21 protein-coding genes are annotated in these 18,064 nt (G+C 72.6%); 7 read left to right on the top strand and 14 right to left on the bottom strand.

The features are described 5' to 3' along the window. Genes DEJ46_RS28105 through DEJ46_RS28085 form a run of 5 tightly spaced genes read right to left on the bottom strand, consistent with a single transcriptional unit; the run spans position 1 to position 3,176 of the window. Positions 1 to 1,293 (bottom strand): hypothetical protein, encoded by a 1,293-nt coding sequence (locus DEJ46_RS28105; protein WP_150270755.1) that lies wholly within the window; start codon positions 1,291 to 1,293, stop codon positions 1 to 3. Continuing rightward, positions 1,293 to 1,715, bottom strand: a complete 423-nt coding sequence (locus tag DEJ46_RS28100; RefSeq protein WP_150270753.1) for a hypothetical protein — start codon at positions 1,713 to 1,715, stop codon at positions 1,293 to 1,295. The genes DEJ46_RS28105 and DEJ46_RS28100 overlap by 1 nt, the downstream gene beginning before the upstream one ends. Beyond that, positions 1,702 to 2,097, bottom strand: coding sequence for a hypothetical protein (locus tag DEJ46_RS28095; protein WP_150270751.1), 396 nt, complete (start codon positions 2,095 to 2,097; stop codon positions 1,702 to 1,704). The genes DEJ46_RS28100 and DEJ46_RS28095 overlap by 14 nt, the downstream gene beginning before the upstream one ends. Before the next feature lies 1 nt (position 2,098). Beyond that, positions 2,099 to 2,368 carry a DUF397 domain-containing protein gene (locus DEJ46_RS28090; protein ID WP_150270750.1) on the bottom strand — a complete coding sequence of 90 codons (270 nt, stop codon included), beginning with the start codon at positions 2,366 to 2,368 and terminating at the stop codon, positions 2,099 to 2,101. Further along, on the bottom strand, positions 2,337 to 3,176 hold the full coding sequence (locus DEJ46_RS28085; RefSeq protein ID WP_150270748.1) for a helix-turn-helix domain-containing protein: 840 nt from the start codon (positions 3,174 to 3,176) through the stop codon (positions 2,337 to 2,339). The genes DEJ46_RS28090 and DEJ46_RS28085 overlap by 32 nt, the downstream gene beginning before the upstream one ends. Before the next feature lie 84 nt (positions 3,177 to 3,260). On the opposite strand from DEJ46_RS28085, the gene DEJ46_RS28080 reads away from it, so the two are divergent. The 3 genes from DEJ46_RS28080 (at position 3,261) to DEJ46_RS28070 (ending at position 4,709) form a co-directional block, all read left to right on the top strand. Then, positions 3,261 to 3,668 carry an ATP-binding protein gene (locus DEJ46_RS28080; RefSeq protein WP_223835157.1) on the top strand — a complete coding sequence of 136 codons (408 nt, stop codon included), beginning with the start codon at positions 3,261 to 3,263 and terminating at the stop codon, positions 3,666 to 3,668. Between the two features lie 57 nt (positions 3,669 to 3,725). Next, entirely contained in the window at positions 3,726 to 4,355 is a 630-nt protein-coding gene (locus tag DEJ46_RS28075; RefSeq protein WP_150270746.1) for a class I SAM-dependent methyltransferase, read from the top strand. Between the two features lie 87 nt (positions 4,356 to 4,442). Beyond that, positions 4,443 to 4,709, top strand: a complete 267-nt coding sequence (locus DEJ46_RS28070; RefSeq protein WP_150270744.1) for a hypothetical protein — start codon at positions 4,443 to 4,445, stop codon at positions 4,707 to 4,709. Positions 4,710 to 4,792: 83 nt separating this feature from the next. Here DEJ46_RS28070 and DEJ46_RS28065 read toward each other — a convergent pair whose 3' ends face one another. Further along, positions 4,793 to 6,121, bottom strand: a complete 1,329-nt coding sequence (locus DEJ46_RS28065) for a hypothetical protein (RefSeq protein ID WP_223835155.1) — start codon at positions 6,119 to 6,121, stop codon at positions 4,793 to 4,795. Positions 6,122 to 6,850: 729 nt separating this feature from the next. Here DEJ46_RS28065 and DEJ46_RS28060 point away from each other — a divergent pair. The 3 genes from DEJ46_RS28060 (at position 6,851) to DEJ46_RS28050 (ending at position 9,921) form a co-directional block, all read left to right on the top strand. Next, positions 6,851 to 7,801 (top strand): N-acetylmuramoyl-L-alanine amidase, encoded by a 951-nt coding sequence (locus tag DEJ46_RS28060; protein ID WP_150270742.1) that lies wholly within the window; start codon positions 6,851 to 6,853, stop codon positions 7,799 to 7,801. A 112-nt stretch (positions 7,802 to 7,913) separates the two neighbouring features. After that, positions 7,914 to 8,786: a DUF5336 domain-containing protein gene (locus tag DEJ46_RS28055; protein ID WP_150270741.1), complete on the top strand. Its 873-nt coding sequence runs from the start codon at positions 7,914 to 7,916 to the stop codon at positions 8,784 to 8,786. A 124-nt stretch (positions 8,787 to 8,910) separates the two neighbouring features. Then, positions 8,911 to 9,921, top strand: a complete 1,011-nt coding sequence (locus tag DEJ46_RS28050) for an LLM class F420-dependent oxidoreductase (protein ID WP_150270739.1) — start codon at positions 8,911 to 8,913, stop codon at positions 9,919 to 9,921. A gap of 24 nt (positions 9,922 to 9,945) precedes the next feature. Here DEJ46_RS28050 and DEJ46_RS28045 read toward each other — a convergent pair whose 3' ends face one another. The 4 genes from DEJ46_RS28045 to DEJ46_RS28025 all read right to left on the bottom strand — a co-directional run bounded on the left by DEJ46_RS28045 (position 9,946) and on the right by DEJ46_RS28025 (position 13,979). Beyond that, positions 9,946 to 10,521, bottom strand: a complete 576-nt coding sequence (locus DEJ46_RS28045) for a hypothetical protein (protein WP_223835153.1) — start codon at positions 10,519 to 10,521, stop codon at positions 9,946 to 9,948. 101 nt (positions 10,522 to 10,622) lie between these two features. Further along, positions 10,623 to 11,702 (bottom strand): prenyltransferase, encoded by a 1,080-nt coding sequence (locus DEJ46_RS28040; protein WP_150270737.1) that lies wholly within the window; start codon positions 11,700 to 11,702, stop codon positions 10,623 to 10,625. Then, positions 11,699 to 12,442 carry a class I SAM-dependent methyltransferase gene (locus DEJ46_RS28035; protein WP_150270735.1) on the bottom strand — a complete coding sequence of 248 codons (744 nt, stop codon included), beginning with the start codon at positions 12,440 to 12,442 and terminating at the stop codon, positions 11,699 to 11,701. Before DEJ46_RS28035 ends, DEJ46_RS28040 begins: the two co-directional genes overlap by 4 nt. A 169-nt stretch (positions 12,443 to 12,611) precedes the next feature. Beyond that, positions 12,612 to 13,979 carry a glycosyltransferase family 4 protein gene (locus tag DEJ46_RS28025; RefSeq protein WP_150270731.1) on the bottom strand — a complete coding sequence of 456 codons (1,368 nt, stop codon included), beginning with the start codon at positions 13,977 to 13,979 and terminating at the stop codon, positions 12,612 to 12,614. Between the two features lie 263 nt (positions 13,980 to 14,242). On the opposite strand from DEJ46_RS28025, the gene DEJ46_RS28020 reads away from it, so the two are divergent. After that, positions 14,243 to 14,875 carry a TetR family transcriptional regulator gene (locus DEJ46_RS28020; protein ID WP_150270729.1) on the top strand — a complete coding sequence of 211 codons (633 nt, stop codon included), beginning with the start codon at positions 14,243 to 14,245 and terminating at the stop codon, positions 14,873 to 14,875. A 125-nt stretch (positions 14,876 to 15,000) separates the two neighbouring features. On the opposite strand, the gene DEJ46_RS28015 is transcribed toward DEJ46_RS28020, so the two are convergent. The 4 genes from DEJ46_RS28015 to DEJ46_RS28000 all read right to left on the bottom strand — a co-directional run bounded on the left by DEJ46_RS28015 (position 15,001) and on the right by DEJ46_RS28000 (position 17,967). Continuing rightward, complete coding sequence (locus tag DEJ46_RS28015; protein ID WP_150270727.1) at positions 15,001 to 15,525, bottom strand: hypothetical protein; 525 nt, start codon at positions 15,523 to 15,525, stop codon at positions 15,001 to 15,003. Positions 15,526 to 15,624: 99 nt separating this feature from the next. Beyond that, positions 15,625 to 16,215, bottom strand: a complete 591-nt coding sequence (locus DEJ46_RS28010; protein ID WP_150270726.1) for a hypothetical protein — start codon at positions 16,213 to 16,215, stop codon at positions 15,625 to 15,627. Positions 16,216 to 16,273: 58 nt separating this feature from the next. Then, positions 16,274 to 16,507 carry a ferredoxin gene (locus DEJ46_RS28005; RefSeq protein WP_150270724.1) on the bottom strand — a complete coding sequence of 78 codons (234 nt, stop codon included), beginning with the start codon at positions 16,505 to 16,507 and terminating at the stop codon, positions 16,274 to 16,276. After that, positions 16,507 to 17,967 (bottom strand): aldehyde dehydrogenase, encoded by a 1,461-nt coding sequence (locus tag DEJ46_RS28000; RefSeq protein ID WP_150270723.1) that lies wholly within the window; start codon positions 17,965 to 17,967, stop codon positions 16,507 to 16,509. The genes DEJ46_RS28005 and DEJ46_RS28000 overlap by 1 nt, the downstream gene beginning before the upstream one ends. Positions 17,968 to 18,064 lie beyond the last annotated feature (97 nt).

Raw genomic sequence — 18,064 nt, 5'->3', positions numbered from 1 at the left:
TCAGTGCACGGGGCGGGGCTGATGGTCGTCGACGAAGTCCGGGCTCAGGCCGAGACGTTCGGCGAGCGCCACCCAGCGCGTGTACCGGGCGCCGGTGGCGGCGACCTCGTACGTCGAGAGGAGCTGGACGAGGAGACGGAAGCCCAGGTCCGGGTCCACGGCGGTGACCACGTCCGCAAGGAGCGGCGCCACTGCCCGCACTTCGGCGACATCGCTGCGCGTGAGCTCCCGGACCTCCCGCAGCACGGCCTCCGTCAGGTCCGTCCGCGCGGGGGACACATACGGTACGTAGCAGGGGTCGACCTCCACCAGGCGCTCCCCGCACATCCCGGCGACCCGCTCCAGCCAGTCCCGTACGTCGGCGTCGAACTCGCCCTCACCGGTGACCCACGCGCGCCGGGACACGGCCCGCCACAGCGCGGTGAGCGGGGAGTCGGGCAGTGGGGAGTCGAGAAGCCTCCGCGCGTCCTCCAGGAGCACGGCCGCGTACGAGCCGGGCACGTCCCCGTAGTCGTCCCCGATGACGCGCAGGACGTTCTCCCGCACGGATCCCAGGTGGGGCCAGTCCGTACCCCGGAAGACGGCCGCCAGGAACGGCACGCCGAAGCGGCCGGTGCCGAGGTCGCGCCGGCCGGGGTCGACGGGCGGCCGGCGCACGTCCAGCCCCTTGCCGACGACTTCCCACGGATAGGCCAGCCGGTCCCCGAGCGCCACCAGCCGGTCGTACGCCTCCTCGCCGAAGGTCACGGAGTACGCCTTCGCCACCTGGAGGAACAGCCGGAGGCCGAGGTCGGCGTCCGCCTCGCGCACCACCCGCAGCAGCGCCGGCACGACGTCCGGCACCGCCACCGCGCGGGCGAGCCCGGCCGCGGCCGACTCGATCTCCACCGCCACCGCCGCGCGCAGCTCCTCCTCCGGCACCGCCGGCCGCACCTCGTCCAGGCTCGTCACCTCGTACGGGCTCCGCGCCAGGACACACGGCGGGCACACCGCCGAGACCCGGCGCAACCATCCGCGGACGCCCGCGCCCGTCTCCTCGACGGGGTCGAAGCGGCGGCGTACGGCGGCCGTCCACACGGCGTGCAGCACGTCGTCCGGGAGCCCGGAGTCGAGGAGGAGCCTCACGTCCCGTCCCAGCTGGACGTCATCGGCCTCGGCCCGTGCCCTGGCGATCGCGAGCGTCACGCCCTCGTCGAGGCGGAGCCCCGTCCGGGCGACGAGCGCCGCGGCGTACCCGCCGAGCCCGAAGTCCGGCCCGTGGTCGAAGTAGTAGACCTCGCGTACGCGTGTCATCAGGGGCGCGGACCCTGCACGTACACCGCGCTTCCGTGCGCGTGCGGGTCCGGTATCCCGACCTGGAATCCGGCGGAGGCGAGGATCGCCGCCAGGGCGTCCTGCATGGCCTCGTGGACGTTCCGGTGGTGGAGCACGACCGGCGGCGGATCCGCGTAGTCGATGCCCTGCGCGAAGAGTTCGAGGGCGGCCGTCCGCAGCTCCGCGTCCGTCACCCAGTCCACGTACACCCCGCCGTCGAGAATCCGGTCCACGTGGACGTCCGCACCCGGCCTGTCCAGCGGGCCGGCGTCGAGATCGGCTCTGCGGGCGGGAAGTCCGGCCCGGGCCAGTTCGCGGCAGACCCTGTCGGCCAGCTCGTTCCACCCGGCGACGACGTCGGGCGGGGCGAGGGGAGGCAGGTCGAACTCAGGCCCCTTCATGCGCTGCCCGGTCCCGGCCGAACACCCGCCGCAGCACGCCCTTCGGCGGGGGCTCGGCGGCCGGGGTGTCGTGGGCGTACTCCAGCTCGGCGACGGAGATCCGGAGGTGCGTCGTGGTCGTCCGCGACTCCTTGCTCTCGTCGTTCCAGTAGGAGGCCCCCATCTCGACGAGCCAGTCGCTCTCCCCGACCCGGAACACCCGCCGGCCGTACGCCTCCGGCTCCTCGGTGACAGAGCCGGACGGCGTGCACGTACGGGCCAGCTCGCGGGCCGCCGCGACGGCACGGTCCCGGCCGCCGTCGACCGGTACGGAACGGGCGAGCTCCCAGTCTCCGTACACCCTCGCCTCGACCAGGACCCACCATCCCCCGCCGCCGCTCATGTCAGCGGAGCCGCCCCTCGGCGGCGGCGCCCACGAAGGCCGCGAAGGCGGCGGGGGTGGCGAGGAAGGCGGGGCCTTCGGGGTTCTTGGAGTCGCGGACGGCGATGTGGGCGGTGAGGTCGGCGACCTCGATGCATTCGCCGCCACTGGAGCCACTGAACGAGGACTTTCGCCAGGCGGCGGTGCCGAGGGGGGCGCACTCGATGCAGTCACCGCCATTGGGGCCGCTGTAGGACGACTTACGCCACCGCAGGTCCTGGCTGGTGCCCATACCGCTCCCTCATCACACGTTCGATCAGCTCCGCCGAGTCCTCCCGGGAGAGGGCCGAGGCTTGCAGCCGAGCGTAACCGACGGACCGCTCCCGGATCGCCTGAGAATTGGCGGTCATATGACCCGAGTCGTAGCTCTCGGTGTAGAGGATGTCCGGGTCGTCCTCGAATCGCAGAAGGTTGAACGAGCCCAGCAGCCCCGTGTGCAGACCCACCTCGAACGGAAGCACCTGGATCTGCACCCACGGATGGTCCAGGTAGCCCAACAGGTGGGCGAGTTGGTTCCGCATGACCTCGGCTCCGTCGATCTCCCGGCGCAGCACCGCCTCGTCCAGAACGACGCACAGCACTGGCGGATGCTCCCGCTCCAGGATGCGCTGGCGCTCCATCCGGGCCGCCACCATCTCGTCCGGCCGCCCGGGGTTGTCGACGCTCAGCACCGCCCGTGCGTAACCGGGCGTCTGCAGCAAGCCGTAGACGAGCTGCGACTGATACGTCGAGATGTACGTCGCCTTCGCTTCCATCTCCGCGTGCGCCTGGAACCACGTCGGCAACTGGCTCTTCAGAACCAGCCCCACCAGCCGTGTGAACACCCCGCCCGTCATCAGCGCCGCGTCCAGCCGTTCCGAGAACTGGCGGGTGGGCACCTTCTTCGCCGTCTCTATCTGACCGATGAGGGAGGCCGTGCAGTAGAGGATCGAACCCAACTGCGCCTGCCCGAGGTTCGCCTCCTCTCTCAGGCGGCGGAGTTCCGATCCGTAGTAGTCCAGCGGCGAGGCGCTGGGATCCAGGCTGCGGATGTTGACCACGACGAGGTCACCCCCAAGCTCACGCGACGAGGCGTTGTGTTCAGGCCGTAGCCGAGCGTAACGAAGCGCGCCCAGGCTGGGGGCATGAATCAGGCAACAGACCTCTATCCCCCGGCACTTGCCACCAGCTACCGGATGGGGTTCACCGTCGGTGAGCACTCCGCCGGTCACATGCGCCGCATCCTGCGCATCTACCTCACCCGCTGGGAGCTCGACCGGCTGTCCGATTCCGCCGCGCTCGCGCTCACCGAGCTCGTCGCCAACGTCGTGCGGCACGTGCCCGGCCGGCGGTGCTCCGTGCTGATCCTCCGCGAGCCGCACGGGCTGCGGGTGGAGGTCGCGGACTCCGTCCCCGGGACCGTGATCGCGAAGCTCGCCGGTCCGCTGGACGAGAGCGGGCGGGGACTGGCGCTCGTGGAGGCGGTGACGGACCGCTGGGGGGTCGACGGGACGGACGCAGGGAAGACGGTCTGGTTCGAGTGCGACGCGTAGGGCGTGCGTAGGGCACGATGGGCGCCCGTACCCGCGTACTCGCCAGTAGGAGACACCATGTCCGTGCCCGCGCCCGAGATCCTTGCCGCCTTCGAGGCCGCGAAGGGCTTCATGCCCGCCGGGGAGGGTCTCGCGCTGTACGAGGCGGCCGCGGAGGCCGCGAAGCTCGGGCTGCCGCTCCTGGAGGTCGGGACCTACTGCGGGCGGTCCACGATCCTGCTCGCGGACGTGGCCCGGCAGGCGGGGACGGTCGCGGTGACCGTGGACCACCACCGGGGCAGCGAGGAGCAGCAGCCGGGGTGGGAGTACCACGACCCGACCGTCGTCGACCCCGAGGTGGGGCTGATGGACACGCTGCCGACCTTCCGGCGGACGCTCCACAAGGCGGGGCTCGAAGAGCACGTGATCGCCGTGGTCGGCCGGTCGCCGCTGGTCGCGAAGGCGTGGGGCGGGCAGCTCGGGCTGGTCTTCATCGACGGCGGGCACACCGACGAGCACGCCACGAACGACTACGAGGGCTGGGCCCCCAAGGTCGCGCCCGGGGGCCTGCTCGTCATCCACGACGTCTTCCCGAACCCGGAGGACGGCGGCCAGGCCCCCTACCGGATCTACCTCCGCGCCCTGGAGTCGGGTGACTTCGACGAGGTCTCGGTCACCGACTCGCTGCGGGTCATGCGCCGCCGCTGACCTTCTCCGGGCCGGTATGCACCTGGACGACACGTCCCGCACGGCCGCAGGATGTCCCCGCACGCACACACGACGGGGGACTGTGTCATGAGCAAGCCACCGGTTCTGATCACGGGGCTCGGGATCCTTCTGCTTCTCATGACCCTCAACGGCCTGCGAACCCCCCACTGCGACGGGGAGGAGATGTCCCCGGGCGACGTGTGCACGACGGTTCGCGCCACCGTCGCCACCTCCCGCACGTACGAGGAGATGAAGGCGTTCGGCGTCGGCGAAGGTGTGGTCCTCGGCGTGGGTGCCACGGCCCTCGTCGGCGGGGCCGGCTGGCTGGTCGTCCTGCGGAGGCGTACGCGGTAGGCGGGACGGCCCGACGGCCGCCCCCCTCCTCGGGGAACGGCCGTCGGTACGCGGGTGCCGGTACGCCGGCTGGTAGGCGGGTGTCAGTAGCCGGACGTCACGTACAGGCAGTTCGTGTAGCTGTAGCCCGGTTCGATCTTGACCTTGCTGGTCTTGGTGTCGCTGTACGACGAACCGGTGCCCGCGCGCTTCTGGAGGAAGTGGTAGTCACCGGCGGGCAGCAGCAGGGTCGCCTTCGGGTACTTCGAGGCGGGGCCCTGGCAGGCCTTGACCTTCTTGCCCTGGGAGAAGATCGGGCCGGGGTACTTGGTGCAGGTCGCGCAGGTCTTGAGCGTGACCTTGCCCGTCATCGGGCCGGTGTAGAGCAGGTCCACCGCGCCCGGGCCGTCGTTGCTCACGACCAGGATCATGCGCGAGCCGCCGGGAACCTCCGACGGCGGCAGGCGCTTGCCGGCCGCCGGCTCCTCGTCGGCGATCTCGGCCGCGATGGCGATGGAGCGGGCGTGCGCGGCCTCCGGGCTGTCCGGGTACGCCTTCGCGTACTCGGTCATGGTCTTGGTCGCCTCCTCGTAGTTCTTGTCCTTGAACTGGTCGGTGCCGCAGGCGAAGTCGCCCCGCTGGACGCCCGCGACGGCCTCGCGCGTGACGCCGTCGAGGGAGGCGTCCGTCATGTCCCTGAGGGTCGCCCTGAGCGTGCGCAGCTCGGTCGTGGCCTCGCAGGGGTCGGGGACGCTGTCGAGCACGCTCGTGCGCTTCTTGACCGCCTCCCGGACTGCCGGCTCGACGCGGGTGGCGTGGCTCGACTTCGGGAAGGTGCCGAGGAGCTCGTTGAGGCTCTCGGCGGCGGTCGGCCTGGCGGTCGCCACGGCGAGCGCGGCCGTCCCGCACTCGTAGAGGGAGTGGGCGAGCGGCTCGTCGGTCTTGGCGGGCCGGGAGCCCAGGAGGCCCTTGTCGAAGGAGTCGGCGAGCCCGCGCAGGTGCTTGAGCGGGGTGATCGCCTCGCAGTACGTCTTCCTCTCGTACGGGCCGGAGACCGTCTCGTAGTACGCGTCGAGCCGCGCCGGGACGAGCTTGCCGGCCCGCGAGCCCGCGTGCTTCGTGCCGAGGTCCTCGTACGCGTCCAGCGCCTTCTTGAGGAGCGGCTCGGCCCTGTCGAAGGGCAGGCCGTCCGCCGACTTCACCTCGGCGTCCGCGACGGAGAGCCGGTCGAGCAGCGCCTGCTCGCGCGCCTCGTCGCGGGCCGCCCCGTAGGCGAGCGAACCGCCCGCGGGGACGGCGAGCAGCACGACGGCGAGCGGCAGGGCCAGGCGCCGGAAGGAGGCGCCGATGCTGAGGGTGGCGCGCAGTCCGCGCCGGGCCCCGTCGGCGGCGACGGCCAGCAGGAAGACTCCGTAGCCGACGAGGAGACCCATGGGCACGCCGTCGACGTCGGCGGGGAGCGCGAGGACGAGCAGGGCCGCGGTGGCGACCCAGCAGAGCGCGGCGCCGATCCAGTTGCGCAGGAAGACGTAGCCGAGGCCCAGGCAGGAGAGGTTGAGCAGGCCTATGAGGACGGCCTGTGCCGGGTTCGCCTCACCGCGCGGCCCCTGGCCGGAGCCGGAGGGCGGGCCGTACCCGGGCGGAGCGGCGGGCGGCGGCGGGAGCGTCCCCGCGCCGGCCCAGCCGGGCGCGGGCGCAGGCGCAGGCGCGGCCCCTGGTGGGCCGTATCCCTGCCCGGCACCGGCCCCCGCACCGGTCGGCGGGCCGAAGCCAGGCGTCGGGGCCGAGGCTCCGGGGGCTCCCGGGGCGGCGGCGCCCGCCGGTCCGGGCGCGGGTCCGCCGGGCGGCGGGGCCTCCCAGGGCGCCGGAGGGCCGAAGCCCCCGCTCGTACCACCGGCCTGCGGCGGTCTGTTTAACGATCCGTCTCCCGCTCCGTCTCCCGTTCCCGGAATGCGGTCGGACGGCTCGGGACGTGCGTCGTTCGGTTCTTCCCCCACCACGGTTCCCCCTCGTGGGTCCATGCGCGGTGACACCCCACCGTCGCTTCTTCCACCTACCCTTCACCGTCCACGCACACGCGTCCATGGTTCCGCGGAGCCGGTGACCAAGCTGCGACCTACCCGCTACCGGTGTTCGCCCCGCACAGGGCCTAAAGTCGCGGGGTGCCGTACGACCACCGGAAGACCGCCCCCCGTACCCTCGCCCTCGCGCTGGCCCTCGCGGGCTGCTGCGCCGCACTCGCCGGCTGCGGAGCCTCCCAGGCCTCCGAGGATTCCCCGGCGTCCGGGAAGGGCGGGACGCAGACCCCGCCACCCGCCGTCAACGCCACATCCGCCACACCCACCGCACCGACCACACCCGGTGCCTCCGACACGACCCCCACGACCGCTGCTCCCTCCTCCCCCTCCGGGTCGCAGGAGTCCCGCTCCCTCGCGGGGCGGACCGTCGTCGTCGACCCCGGGCACAACCCGGGGAACTTCCGGCACTCCCGGGAGATCAACGCGAAGGTGGACATCGGCACGGCCCGCAAGGAGTGCGACACCACCGGCACGTCCACGAACGGCACCGCCTCGGAGGCCGCCTACACGGAGGCCGCCTTCACCCTGGACGTCTCCCACCGGCTGCGGGACCTCCTCACCGCGCGCGGCGCGAAGGTGGTCCTCACCCACGACGCCGACCGCCCCTGGGGCCCCTGCATCGACGAGCGGGCGGCGATCGGCAACGCGGCCCGCGCCGACGCGGTCGTCTCGGTCCACGCGGACGGCTCGGCCGTCGGCAACCGCGGATTCCACGTGATCCTGCCCGCACGGGTGAGCTCGGGCGCGGCGGACACCGGTCCGATCGTCGGACCTTCCCGTGAGCTCGGGGAGGACATCTCCGACGGCTTCGGCCGCGCGACCGGCACCGCGCCCGCCAACTATCTCGGCGGAGGTACGGGGTTGGACGTCCGCAAGGACCTCGGCGGCCTGAATCTCTCAACCGTGCCCAAGGTCTTCGTCGAATGCGGCAATATGCGTGATCCGAAGGATGCCGCGCTGCTGACGTCGGCGGCATGGCGGCAGAAAGCCGCCCAGGGCATCGCGGACGGCATCGCCACCTACCTCAACGGGTAGAACCGGCGAGCGATAGATTCGCTCCGTAACATGGGGCCGCCCCCGTGCCACGACCTTGAGCGCCACCCCGACGCGACGACGACGCGACGACGACCCGACGAAGGACTCTTACGTGAATATCCGCTCCCTCACCCGAGGCGATGGCGTGCTGATCGGAGCAGCGGTGGTGCTGTTCATCGCCTCGTTCCTGGGCGTTTCCGGCTGCGACGGCCCCGACGCGTTCTGCGACCAGTACGACAGCCCGAACTCGTGGGAGATGTCCCCGCTCGGCTGGGGCGCCTTCTTCCTCGGCATCGCCGGCGCCGCGCTGGTCGTCGCCTCCCGCGCCCTGCCGCAGCAGCGCAGGGTGGCCGGTCTGGAGCTGGGTCAGGTCGGCGCGGGCTTCACCATCGCCTCCGCCTGGACCCTGCTCATGTGGATCTTCGAGGCGACCAACGCCGGTGCCGGTCTCATCCTCGGCCTGATCGCCTCGCTCGTGCTCGCCGGTGCCGCCGTCGCCGGTCCGCTGGTGCCCGCCCTCAAGGCCCCGCTCGTGGGCGCGCCGAGCCCGCAGACCCCGCAGCCGTACGGCATGCAGCCCGGCCAGCCGGGTCAGCCGGGCGTCCCCGGCGGCTACGGCTACCCGGGTGCGCAGCAGCAGTTCGGTGCCGGTGCCCCGCAGGACCCGTCGCAGGGTGCGGGCCAGCCGTTCGGCGCGCAGGCCGCCCCGCAGCCGCACGCCCCGCAGCAGCCGGAGCCGCAGGCGGCCGCCCCGGCCCCGCAGCCCCAGGCGGCGCAGCCGGCCGCGGACTTCGCGCCGTTCTGGTTCGCGGTCCCGGTCGCCCGCCCGCTGTACGCGGAGGACGGCTCGCAGGCGCCGATCGCCGAACTGGCCCCCGGTACCTGGTACCTGGCGGTCGAGCAGCGCGGCCCGGCCCTGGTGGCCCAGACGCAGGACGGCCGGCGTGGCGTCCTCCAGGACACCACGGGCATCCAGCGCGGCTGATCCCGCAAGGCTCAGCAGGTCTCACCCGACGGCCCCTCGTCCGGAATCCCTTCCGGGCGGGGGGCCGTTGGCGTACAGTCCCGTCCCGAGAAGTGAGCTGACGGATCGTCAGAAAGGTCTCGGCATGCGCCTCGGACTCGCCCTCGGCTACTGGGGCCGCGGCCCCTCCCCCGCCCATCTGGACCTCGCCCGCGAGGCCGAGCGGCTCGGCTACGACTCCGTGTGGACGGCGGAGGCCTGGGGCTCCGACGCCTTCACCGCGCTGACCTGGATCGCCGCGCACACCTCGCGCATCCGGCTCGGGACCGCCGTCGCGCAGATGGCCGCCCGCACCCCGACGGCGACCGCGATGCACGCGCTCACGCTCGACCACCTCTCCGGCGGGCGGATGACGCTCGGGCTCGGGCTCTCCGGGCCGCAGGTCGTCGAGGGCTGGTACGGCCGCCCCTTCCCCCGCTCCCCGCTGACCGCCACCCGCGAGTACGTGGACGTGATCCGCCAGGTCCTGCGCCGCGAGGGGCCCGTCACGCTCGACGGGCGCTTCCACGCACACCCGTACGCCGGCGAGGACGGCACCGGCCTCGGCAAGGCCCTCAAGCCGATCACCCACCCGCTCCGGGCGGACCTCCCGATCCTCCTGGGCGCCGAAGGCCCCAGGAACATCGCGCAGACCCTCACCATCGCCGACGGCTGGCTGCCCCTCTACTGGTCCCCGGACCGCTGGGCCGAGGTCTACGCGCTCCCCGGGACGCTCCCCGGGGGCTTCACCGTCGCCCCGATGGTCCGCGCGCAGCTCTGCGAGGACGTGACGGCCGGGCTGCTGCCCGTCAAGGCGATGCTCGGCTTCTACATCGGCGGCATGGGGCACGCCGCCCGAAACTTCCACGCCGACCTCATGGGGCGCATGGGGTACGGAAAGGAGGCCGCCCGCATCCAGGAGCTGTTCGCGACGGGGCGGCGCGAGGAGGCGGTGCTGGCCGTCCCGGACGCCTTCGCCGACGAGATCTCGCTCGTCGGCCCCCGGCAGCGCATCGCCGAACGCCTCGACGCATGGCGGCGGGGCCCGGTGACGGACCTGCTGGTCACCTCACCGGACCCCGCGACGCTCCGCGTACTGGCGGAACTGAACTCCTAGCGAGCTCCTGGGGAACTCGTACGCCTACCCGCCGAGTTGCGCCGTACTGGGCACCTGGTCGACCACCTCGGCACCGGCGCTCTTCCCCGCGTCCTTGACGCTGTTGATGACGGACTCGAAGGCACCGACGTCCGCGGCGCCCGCCTCGCCCTTCCGGAGCTTGGTCCCGAGGTCCTTGAGCGACTCGATGCCGGCGGAGAGCGGCGCGACCGCCTTGGAGAGCAGCGGGTCGCCCTTGGCGTTGTTCACGGCCGCCTTGAGCCGGTTGTAGGTGAACGCGCCCGCGAGACCCGCCTTCACGAGGGCGAAGGTCCGCCCGTCCGCGCCCTTCGCGAACTTGCCCGCGCGGTACGGCTTCACGATCCACTGGTACGCGGCACCCGCCGCAAGACCCGCGTTGGCCACGAACCGGGTCTTGGCCAGCTTCTGCTGCTCGAAGGTGGCGGAGGCCGTCGGGGTCGCGGCACTGCTCGCGCTCTGCGTGTCGTCGTCGTTGCAGGCGGCGGTCGTCAGGAGCAGGGTGCAGGACAGCACCAGGGCCACGACGCCCCGGGTGAAGGGGCGGGACACGGCTCTGGCTTCGGGCGCGGTTCGGGGCACGGCGGGACCTCCCTGGGGGTAGCGGCGTCGCCAGCCTCACCCCGGCCCGGAAGGTCCGCCACCCGGGCGACTCCGTACGGGTTCCGTCGTCCCGCCGCCCCTCAGCCCCCGCAGCAGTCCGGTTCGAGGCCGGAGGGGAGGCGTTCGCCGCCGAAGACGGCGACCGTCGCCTCTTCCCCGCCGAGCGCCGCCACCGCGAGCAGCAGCGAGCCCGCGGTCCAGGCGGTCTGCTCCTCCGGCCACACCGCCCGCTCGCCCTCGAAGACGTACCCCGTCCAGTACATGCCGTTCTCCGCGCGCAGGTGGCGGATGTCCTGGAGGATCGTGAGGGCCCGGTCCGACTCGCCCATCGCCCAGAGGGTGAGGGCGAGTTCGCAGGACTCGCCGCCGGTCACCCAGGGGTTCGGGACGACGCACCGCGCGCCGAGGCCGGGCACGACGAACTCGTCCCAGGCGGCCTCGATCCGGGCCGTGGCCTCGGGGCCGGTGATCGCGCCGCCGAGGACCGGGTAGTACCAGTCCATCGAGTAGCGGGACTTGTCGAGGAAGCGCTCGGGGTGCCGGCGGATCGCGTGGCCGAGCGCGCCGGTCGCCAGCTCCCAGTCGGGCTGCGGCTCCTCGCGGACCTCGGCGATGGCGAGGGCGCAGCGCAGCGCCTGGTGGATCGAGGACGAGCCGGTGAGGAGCGCGTCGTTCACGGCCTCGCCGGAGGGCTCGCGCTTCCAGCCGATCTGGCCGCCGGGCTGCTGGAGTCCGAGGACGAACTCGACGGCCGCGTAGACGGCGGGCCACATCCGGTCGAGGAAGGCGTCGTCGCCGGTGGACAGGTAGTGGTGCCAGACGCCGACCGCGATGTACGCGACGAAGTTGGACTCCCGGCTCCGGTCGGTGACGTCGTCCGGGTCCCCGTCGTGGTAGGCCGCGTACCAGGAGCCGTCGCCGTTCTGGTGGCGGGCGAGCCACTCGTAGGCGCGGGCCGCGGCGGCGTGCTCGCCGGCCGCGTCGAGGGCCATGGCCGCCTCGGTGTGGTCCCACGGGTCGAGGTGGTGGCCCCGGAACCACGGTATGGCGCCGTCCTCGCGCTGCACGCCCAGTATCCCTGCGACGGTCTCGGCGGCCTGCTCGGCGGTGAGCACCCCGGGCAGGACGAGGTGCTCCGCGATCCGCTCGGGGCTCGTCACTTGGCGTCGGCCTTCGGAAGGCTCGGAAGGTGGGGCTTGGTCGCGTACGCCACGAAGCTCTTGCCGACGACCGGGTTGAGCAGCTGCTCGGTGACCCGGGTCAGGGCGGGCTTCTTCATGATGTCCCAGACCAGGAGCTTGTGGTACGCGCGGACCGGCAGGGCCTTGTCGTTGTCGACGCCGAAGGCGCACTTCAGCCACCAGTACGGGGCGTGCAGGGCGTGGGCGTGGTGGGTGCCGTACGGCTTGAGGCCGGCCTGCCGGATCTTGGCGAGGAGCTCGTCGGCCTTGTAGATGCGGATGTGGCCGCCCTCGACCTCGTGGTACTCGTCGGAGAGCGCCCAGCAGATCTTCTCGGGGCCGTAGCGGGGGACGGTGATCGCGATCCGGCCGCCCGGCTTGAGGACGCGGACCATCTCGGCGAGCACGCCCTTGTCGTCCGGGATGTGCTCCATGACCTCGGAGATGATCACGACGTCGAAGGACTCGTCGGGGAAGGGCAGGTTGAGGGCGTCGCCCTCCATGGCCGTGGCGGTCGCCCCGGCGGGGGCCTCGCCGGCCTCCTTCATCGCCGCGAACCACTTGGCGACCTCGCGGATCTCCTCGCCGTTCTGGTCGAGGGCCACGACCTGGGCGCCGCGCCGGTAGCACTCGAAGGCGTGCCGGCCCGCACCGCAGCCCAGATCAAGCACGCGGTCGCCGGGGGCGAGCGGGAAGCGGGTGAAGTCGACGGTCAGCACGAAGTCCTGCTTTCGCGGTTGGAGGGTGGGGGCGGGCAGCCGCCGCCTGGTTGTGGGCGGGCGTTCCGCAGGGCGATGGGGGTCCCCCCTGCTCGAGCGAAGCCGAGAGCTTGGGGGAGGGTGGGCACAACCCACCCGCCGGGCCGCACCCGGCGACAACGGCGAGGTGTCACCGGCGGACCCCGGCTCCCTGACGGGCCACAGCCTCGCGGTACAGCTCGGCCGTCCCCTGAGCGGCGCGCGCCCACGTAAAGCGGTCCAGGACCCTGGCGCGGCCCGCCGCACCGAGCCGCGCCCTGAGCTCCGGGTCGCCGAGCATCCGCCCGAGCGCGGCGGCCAGCGCGCCCGGGTCGCCCGGCGGCACCGCCAGGCAGGTCTCGCCGTCGGCTCCCGCGACCTCGGGGATCGCGCCGCCGGTGGTGGCGACGAGCGGGGTGCCGGTGGCCATGCCCTCGGCGGCGGGCAGCGAGAAGCCCTCGTAGAGGGAGGGGACGCAGGCGACCTGGGCGGAGCGGTAGAGGTCGACGAGCTCGGCGTCGCTGATGCCCTTGACGAACTCGACGGCGCCGCCGAGCCCGTACCGCTCGATGGCCTGGGCGACGGGTCCGTCCTCGGCGCGCTTGCCGACGACGACGAGGTGGGCGTCGGGGTGCTCGGTGCGGAGCTTGGCGAGCGCCTCGATCAGGAAGACCAGGCCCTTGAGGGGGACGTCGGCGCTGGAGGTCGTGACGATCCGGCCGGGGACCTCGGCGACGGCCGGGTCCGGGGACCAGAGCGTGGTGTCGGCGCCGATGTGGACGACCCGGATGCGGTCCTCGCGTACGCCGAGGTGCTCGACGATCTCCTGGCGGGAGGTGCCGGAGACGGTGAGGACGGACTCCGAGCGGCGGGCGACGCGCTTCTGCATGCGGGTGAAGGCGTACCAGCGGCGGACGGAGGCGCGGCGCTTCCAGTCGGCGGCGGCGTCGAGTTCGAGCTGCCGGTCGACGGTGATCGGGTGGTGGATCGTGGTGACGAGCGGCGCGCCGAGGGCCCGGGGGCCGCCGAGGAGCCCGTATCCGAGGGTCTGGTTGTCGTGGACGACGTCGAAGTCGCCGCGGCGGGCGGCGAGCATGCGCCGGGCCCGCAGGGAGAAGGTGAGCGGCTCGGGGAAGCCGCCGGTCCACATGGTGGCGACTTCGAGGCCGTCGATCCAGTCCCGGTACTCCTCGCGCTTCGGCGTCCGGAAGGGGTCCGGCGAGCGGTAGAGGTCGAGGCTGGCGATCTCGGTGAGCGGCACGCCGTCGTCGAGCGTGGGGTACGGCTGGGAGCCGATGACCTCGACGGTGTGGCCGAGGCGGGAGAGCTCGCGGGAGAGGTGGCGGACGTAGACGCCCTGGCCGCCGCAGAAGGGGTTGCCCTTGTACGTGAGGAGAGCGATCCGCAACATGGGGGACCCCCCTGGTCGAGCGCAGCCGAGACCTTGGGGGACGTCACCGTCCGCGGTGACGCCCTGCCGGGGGCCGGCCGGGCTTGCCTCTATGGCTTCCGCGGTCATGCGGCGACCCCCTTCGAGCGTGTTTCGCCGGAGCGTAACCGCTCGCGCTAATCTAGAACAAGTTACAGACTTGATCGTTCTCGATCTCCTCGGACGATCTTCTTGATCGTTCAAGGAGGACAGAATCTACCGGCAGGTAGCTCCATGGTGAGAGCCGGAACAGGTGATTCGCGCCACGACGGCCGGACCGCCATACTGTCGCTCCCCATCGCCGCTTCCACCGCTGCCTCCACCGCCGCTCCCACCGCACGGAACGGGAATCCATGACCGCAGACAACAGGGCGGACCTCAGCCCATCGGCGCCGCCCCTCACGGAGCGCCAGGAGGCGCGGCGGCGCCGCATCCTGGACGCCAGCGCGCAGCTCGCGGCGCGGGGCGGCTTCGACGCCGTACAGATGCGGGAGGTCGCGGAGGCGGCCGGGGTGGCCCTCGGCACGCTGTACCGCTACTTCCCCTCCAAGATCCACCTGCTGGTCGCGACGATGCAGGACCAGCTCCAGCACATGCACACCACGCTGCGGAAGCGGCCGCCGGCGGGCACCGACCCGGCGGAGCGGGTCGCGGAGACCCTCATGCGGGCCTTCCGGGCGCTCCAGCGGGAACCGCAGCTCGCCGACGCGATGGTGCGGGCGCTGACCTTCGCGGACCGCGGGGTGAGCCCCGAGGTCGACACGGTCTCGCGGCTGACGACCGCGATCATCCTGGACGCGATGGGGACCGAGCGCCCGAGCCCGGAGCAGCTGTCGGCGGTGCGGGTGATCGAGCACACCTGGCACTCGGCGCTGATCACCTGGCTGTCGGGGCGCGCCTCGATCGCGCAGGTGAAGATCGACATCGAGACGGTCTGCCGGCTGATCGACCTCACGGCACCCGCGCCGGAGCCGGCGAAGCACTGACGGGTCCGGCCCGGGCAGGGTCCGGCGGGGCCCGCCCCGCCCCGCCAGGGCCCGCCGGCCCGCCGAGGAACACCGCCCGCGCCCCCGGCGGTTCACGCTCCGGGGGCACGAGCGGCATCGGGTCCTTACTGCTTGGCCTTCGCGTTCTCCTTCGCGATGGCCGCAGCGCACTCCGGGCCGCTGTCGACCGCGACGAACATGACCAGCTTCAGCGGGCCCTGCGAGTGGTTGCTGGCCTGGAGCTGCCAGCTGCTCTTCTTCAGGGACTTGATCACCGAGCCGCCCTGTCCGGAGCTGCGCTCCTCCGTCCAGCCGCCCTTGGTGAGGGTCGCCACGGTGTCCGTGTAGGACTTCGCCGGGTCCGCCGCCTTCTCGGCGTCGGCCGTCCAGCTGACCATGCAGTCCTTGACCTCGGCCGGCACCTGCTCGCCCGAGGCGTCCTGCGTGAAGCCGGCCCCCGTCGCCGCGTCGGTCAGCTCCTTGGTGACCGCGGCCCCGTCGAGCTTCGCGTCACTCGACCCGCCGGAGCCACCCGTGGTGGTCGAACCGGCCGAGGACGAACCGCCCTTGTCCGTACCGCCCTCGCTGCCACAGCCCGCGACCAGCAGCACCACACCTGCGGCCGCGGCCACCCACTTCGCCTTGCGCACGACACTCCCAAATACGCATGTACGACGGCCTCTTGCCCCCGTTTTCAAGGGCACAGTTTTGCACGCGGGAACGACAGCGCGTGACGAGCGGGGCGCATGTCACCCCTTGTCGTCCTCGAAAAGGAGCTTCATCTCCCGCTCGCTGAACCGCTTCATGCACACGTCCTCCGTCGCATGGAAGGAGACCATGTCCATCATCACGGTCTTCGAGGCGTGATGACGGGCCATCAGCGTCCAGCCGCGCTTCTCGAGCGTGACGGCGGCCGAGGTCCCACCCTTCTCGTCGAGCTTCTCCACCTGCCGGTTCCCGGTCTTCCAGCCCTCCTGGACGAGCGCGGCGAGCGTCCGGTCGAACTTGCCCCGCGCCCCGTCCACCGCGGGCCCGACGTACTGCCAGGCGGCGGTGCAGGCGGCGGCCCGCCGGACGAGCCGCTCCCGTTCCGTACCGGCCGAGGCGGTGGGGCTCGCCTCCCCCGGCTCCGGAAGGCCGGACTCCGGCAGCCCCGCCCCGGCCACGGCCGTACGGATCTCGGCCTGAGCGGCCTCCCGCCCGAAGCCCGCGGCGCGCGCGGAGCCGGCGGAGTCCGGGGAACCCGCCTTCTCCCCGACTCCGCCGGTCCCGCACCCGGTCCCGAGCAGCGCCAGCGCGCCCACCCCGGCCGCGACCGCCGCCCATCGTGTCCCGCGCATGTCGTCCCCACTCCCTCTGCTGATGTGCCGAGGGAGTGTCGCACGAGGCCCTGACCTGCTACTCCTCGGGTGGGAACACCGGCTCGCCGCCGTCCGCCAAGGTGATCAGGATGGCCTCCACGGGGCAGCCTTCCGCCGCCGCGAGGACGCGTTCACCGGCGTCCGTCTCCGGGTCCCGGGGATGGGACTGGCGGGCCGTGTCGAGACGGAAGGCGGCCGGGGCGTGGTTGACGCACATGCCGGAGCCGATGCAGACGCCGCGGTCGACCTCGACGTGCCAGCGGTCCCCCATCACGCGTCCCCGTATCCGGCCGGCAGGTGGATCATCTTGTGCTCCAGGTACTCGCCGAAGCCCTCCGGGCCGAACTCGCGGCCCAGGCCGGAGTTCTTGTAGCCGCCGAAGGGGCCGAGCATGTCGAGGCTGAAGGTGTTGACGTTGAAGGTGCCGGTGCGCACCCCGCGGGCGAAGTCGATGCCGCGCTCCACATCCCCGGTCCAGACGCTGCCGCTGAGCCCGAAGTCGGAGTCGTCGGCGATCCGCAGGGCCTCGGCCTCGTCCTCGTACGGCAGGAGGCAGATGACCGGGCCGAAGATCTCCTCGCGGGCGATCCGCATGGAGTTGTCGACGCCGCCGAAGAGGGTCGGTTCGACGTACCAGCCGCGGTCGAGCCCGGCCGGGCGTCCGCCGCCCGCGAGGACCTTGGCGCCCTCCGCCTGGCCGATGCCGATGTAGTCGAGCGAGCGCTGCTGCTGGCGCCGGGCGACGAGCGGGCCGACCTGGGTGGCCGGGTCGAGGGGGTCGCCGACGACGAGCGCGCCCGCCGCCGCCGCGAAGGCCTCGGCGATCTCCTCGTAGCGGGAGCGCGGGGCGAGGATCCGGGTCTGGGCGACGCACGCCTGGCCGTTGTTCATCCAGGCGGCCGGGACGATCCCGGCGAGGGCGGTGTCCAGGTCCGCGTCCGGCAGGATCACCGCGGCCGACTTCCCGCCGAGTTCGAGGGTGACCCGGGTGAGGTTGCGGGAGGCGACCTCCATGACCCGCTTGCCGGCCGCGACCGAGCCGGTGAAGGAGACCTTGTCGACGCCGGGGTGACCGACGAGGTACTCGCTGACCTCGCGGTCGGCGGGCAGGATGCTGAGCACGCCCTCGGGCAGCCCCGCCTCGGCCGCGATCTCGGCGAGGATGTACGAGTCGAGGGGCGCCTCCGGCGAGGGCTTGAGGACGACCGTGCAGCCGGCGAGCAGCGCGGGCCCCAGCTTCGCGGCGGCGGTGAACTGCGGCACGTTCCACGGGATGACGGCCGCGACCACGCCCACCGGTTCGCGCCGCACGAGCAGCGGGCCGAGCACTCCGCCGCGCCGCTCCTCGTAGGGGAAGTCCCGGGCGACGGTGATCGCCGCGTCCCAGACCATCATCGCGCCGAGCGCCTGGGCGAGGACGGACCAGGAGTACGGGGAGCCGTTCTGCGAGCTGATGGAGCGGGCGATCTCCTCGTAGCGGGCGGCGATCGCGTCCTTGATGCGGGTGACGACGGCGATCCGCTCCTCCAGCGCCATCCGCGGCCAGGGCCCCTCGTCGAAGGCCCGGCGGGCGGCGGCGACGGCCCGGTCGACATCGGCCTCGGAGGCGTGCGGGACGCGGCCGATGACCTCCTCGGTGTGCGGCGAGATCACCTCGATGACGGCGTCGCCCAGAGGATCGGTCAACTCCCCGCCGATGAACAGCTTTCCGTGCTCCACAAGCTCGGTCATGACCGCTGCCTCCCGAGGAGAAGAAGTTCCGTGACTTTCTGACGGTGCTTCAGAACTGATACCAGTTCTAGTTACCATGGGCAACGGTCGGGAAAGC

The sequence above is a fragment of the Streptomyces venezuelae genome (genome assembly GCF_008642375.1).
Lineage (GTDB): Bacteria > Actinomycetota > Actinomycetes > Streptomycetales > Streptomycetaceae > Streptomyces > Streptomyces venezuelae_G.
The sequence above is the reverse complement of the archived record's forward strand: the minus strand, read 5'-3'. Positions and strand labels throughout refer to the sequence as shown.

Coding starts and splice junctions, on each gene's coding strand:
- DEJ46_RS28105 (WP_150270755.1), bottom strand. CDS start 1,293: ATGACACGCGTACGCGAGGTCTACTACTTCGACCACGGGCCGGACTTC.
- DEJ46_RS28100 (WP_150270753.1), bottom strand. CDS start 1,715: ATGAAGGGGCCTGAGTTCGACCTGCCTCCCCTCGCCCCGCCCGACGTC.
- DEJ46_RS28095 (WP_150270751.1), bottom strand. CDS start 2,097: ATGAGCGGCGGCGGGGGATGGTGGGTCCTGGTCGAGGCGAGGGTGTAC.
- DEJ46_RS28090 (WP_150270750.1), bottom strand. CDS start 2,368: ATGGGCACCAGCCAGGACCTGCGGTGGCGTAAGTCGTCCTACAGCGGC.
- DEJ46_RS28080 (WP_223835157.1), top strand. CDS start 3,261: ATGAATCAGGCAACAGACCTCTATCCCCCGGCACTTGCCACCAGCTAC.
- DEJ46_RS28075 (WP_150270746.1), top strand. CDS start 3,726: ATGTCCGTGCCCGCGCCCGAGATCCTTGCCGCCTTCGAGGCCGCGAAG.
- DEJ46_RS28070 (WP_150270744.1), top strand. CDS start 4,443: ATGAGCAAGCCACCGGTTCTGATCACGGGGCTCGGGATCCTTCTGCTT.
- DEJ46_RS28065 (WP_223835155.1), bottom strand. CDS start 6,121: ATGGGTCTCCTCGTCGGCTACGGAGTCTTCCTGCTGGCCGTCGCCGCC.
- DEJ46_RS28050 (WP_150270739.1), top strand. CDS start 8,911: ATGCGCCTCGGACTCGCCCTCGGCTACTGGGGCCGCGGCCCCTCCCCC.
- DEJ46_RS28025 (WP_150270731.1), bottom strand. CDS start 13,979: ATGACCGCGGAAGCCATAGAGGCAAGCCCGGCCGGCCCCCGGCAGGGC.
- DEJ46_RS28020 (WP_150270729.1), top strand. CDS start 14,243: ATGACCGCAGACAACAGGGCGGACCTCAGCCCATCGGCGCCGCCCCTC.
- DEJ46_RS28010 (WP_150270726.1), bottom strand. CDS start 16,215: ATGCGCGGGACACGATGGGCGGCGGTCGCGGCCGGGGTGGGCGCGCTG.
- DEJ46_RS28005 (WP_150270724.1), bottom strand. CDS start 16,507: ATGGGGGACCGCTGGCACGTCGAGGTCGACCGCGGCGTCTGCATCGGC.
- DEJ46_RS28000 (WP_150270723.1), bottom strand. CDS start 17,967: ATGACCGAGCTTGTGGAGCACGGAAAGCTGTTCATCGGCGGGGAGTTG.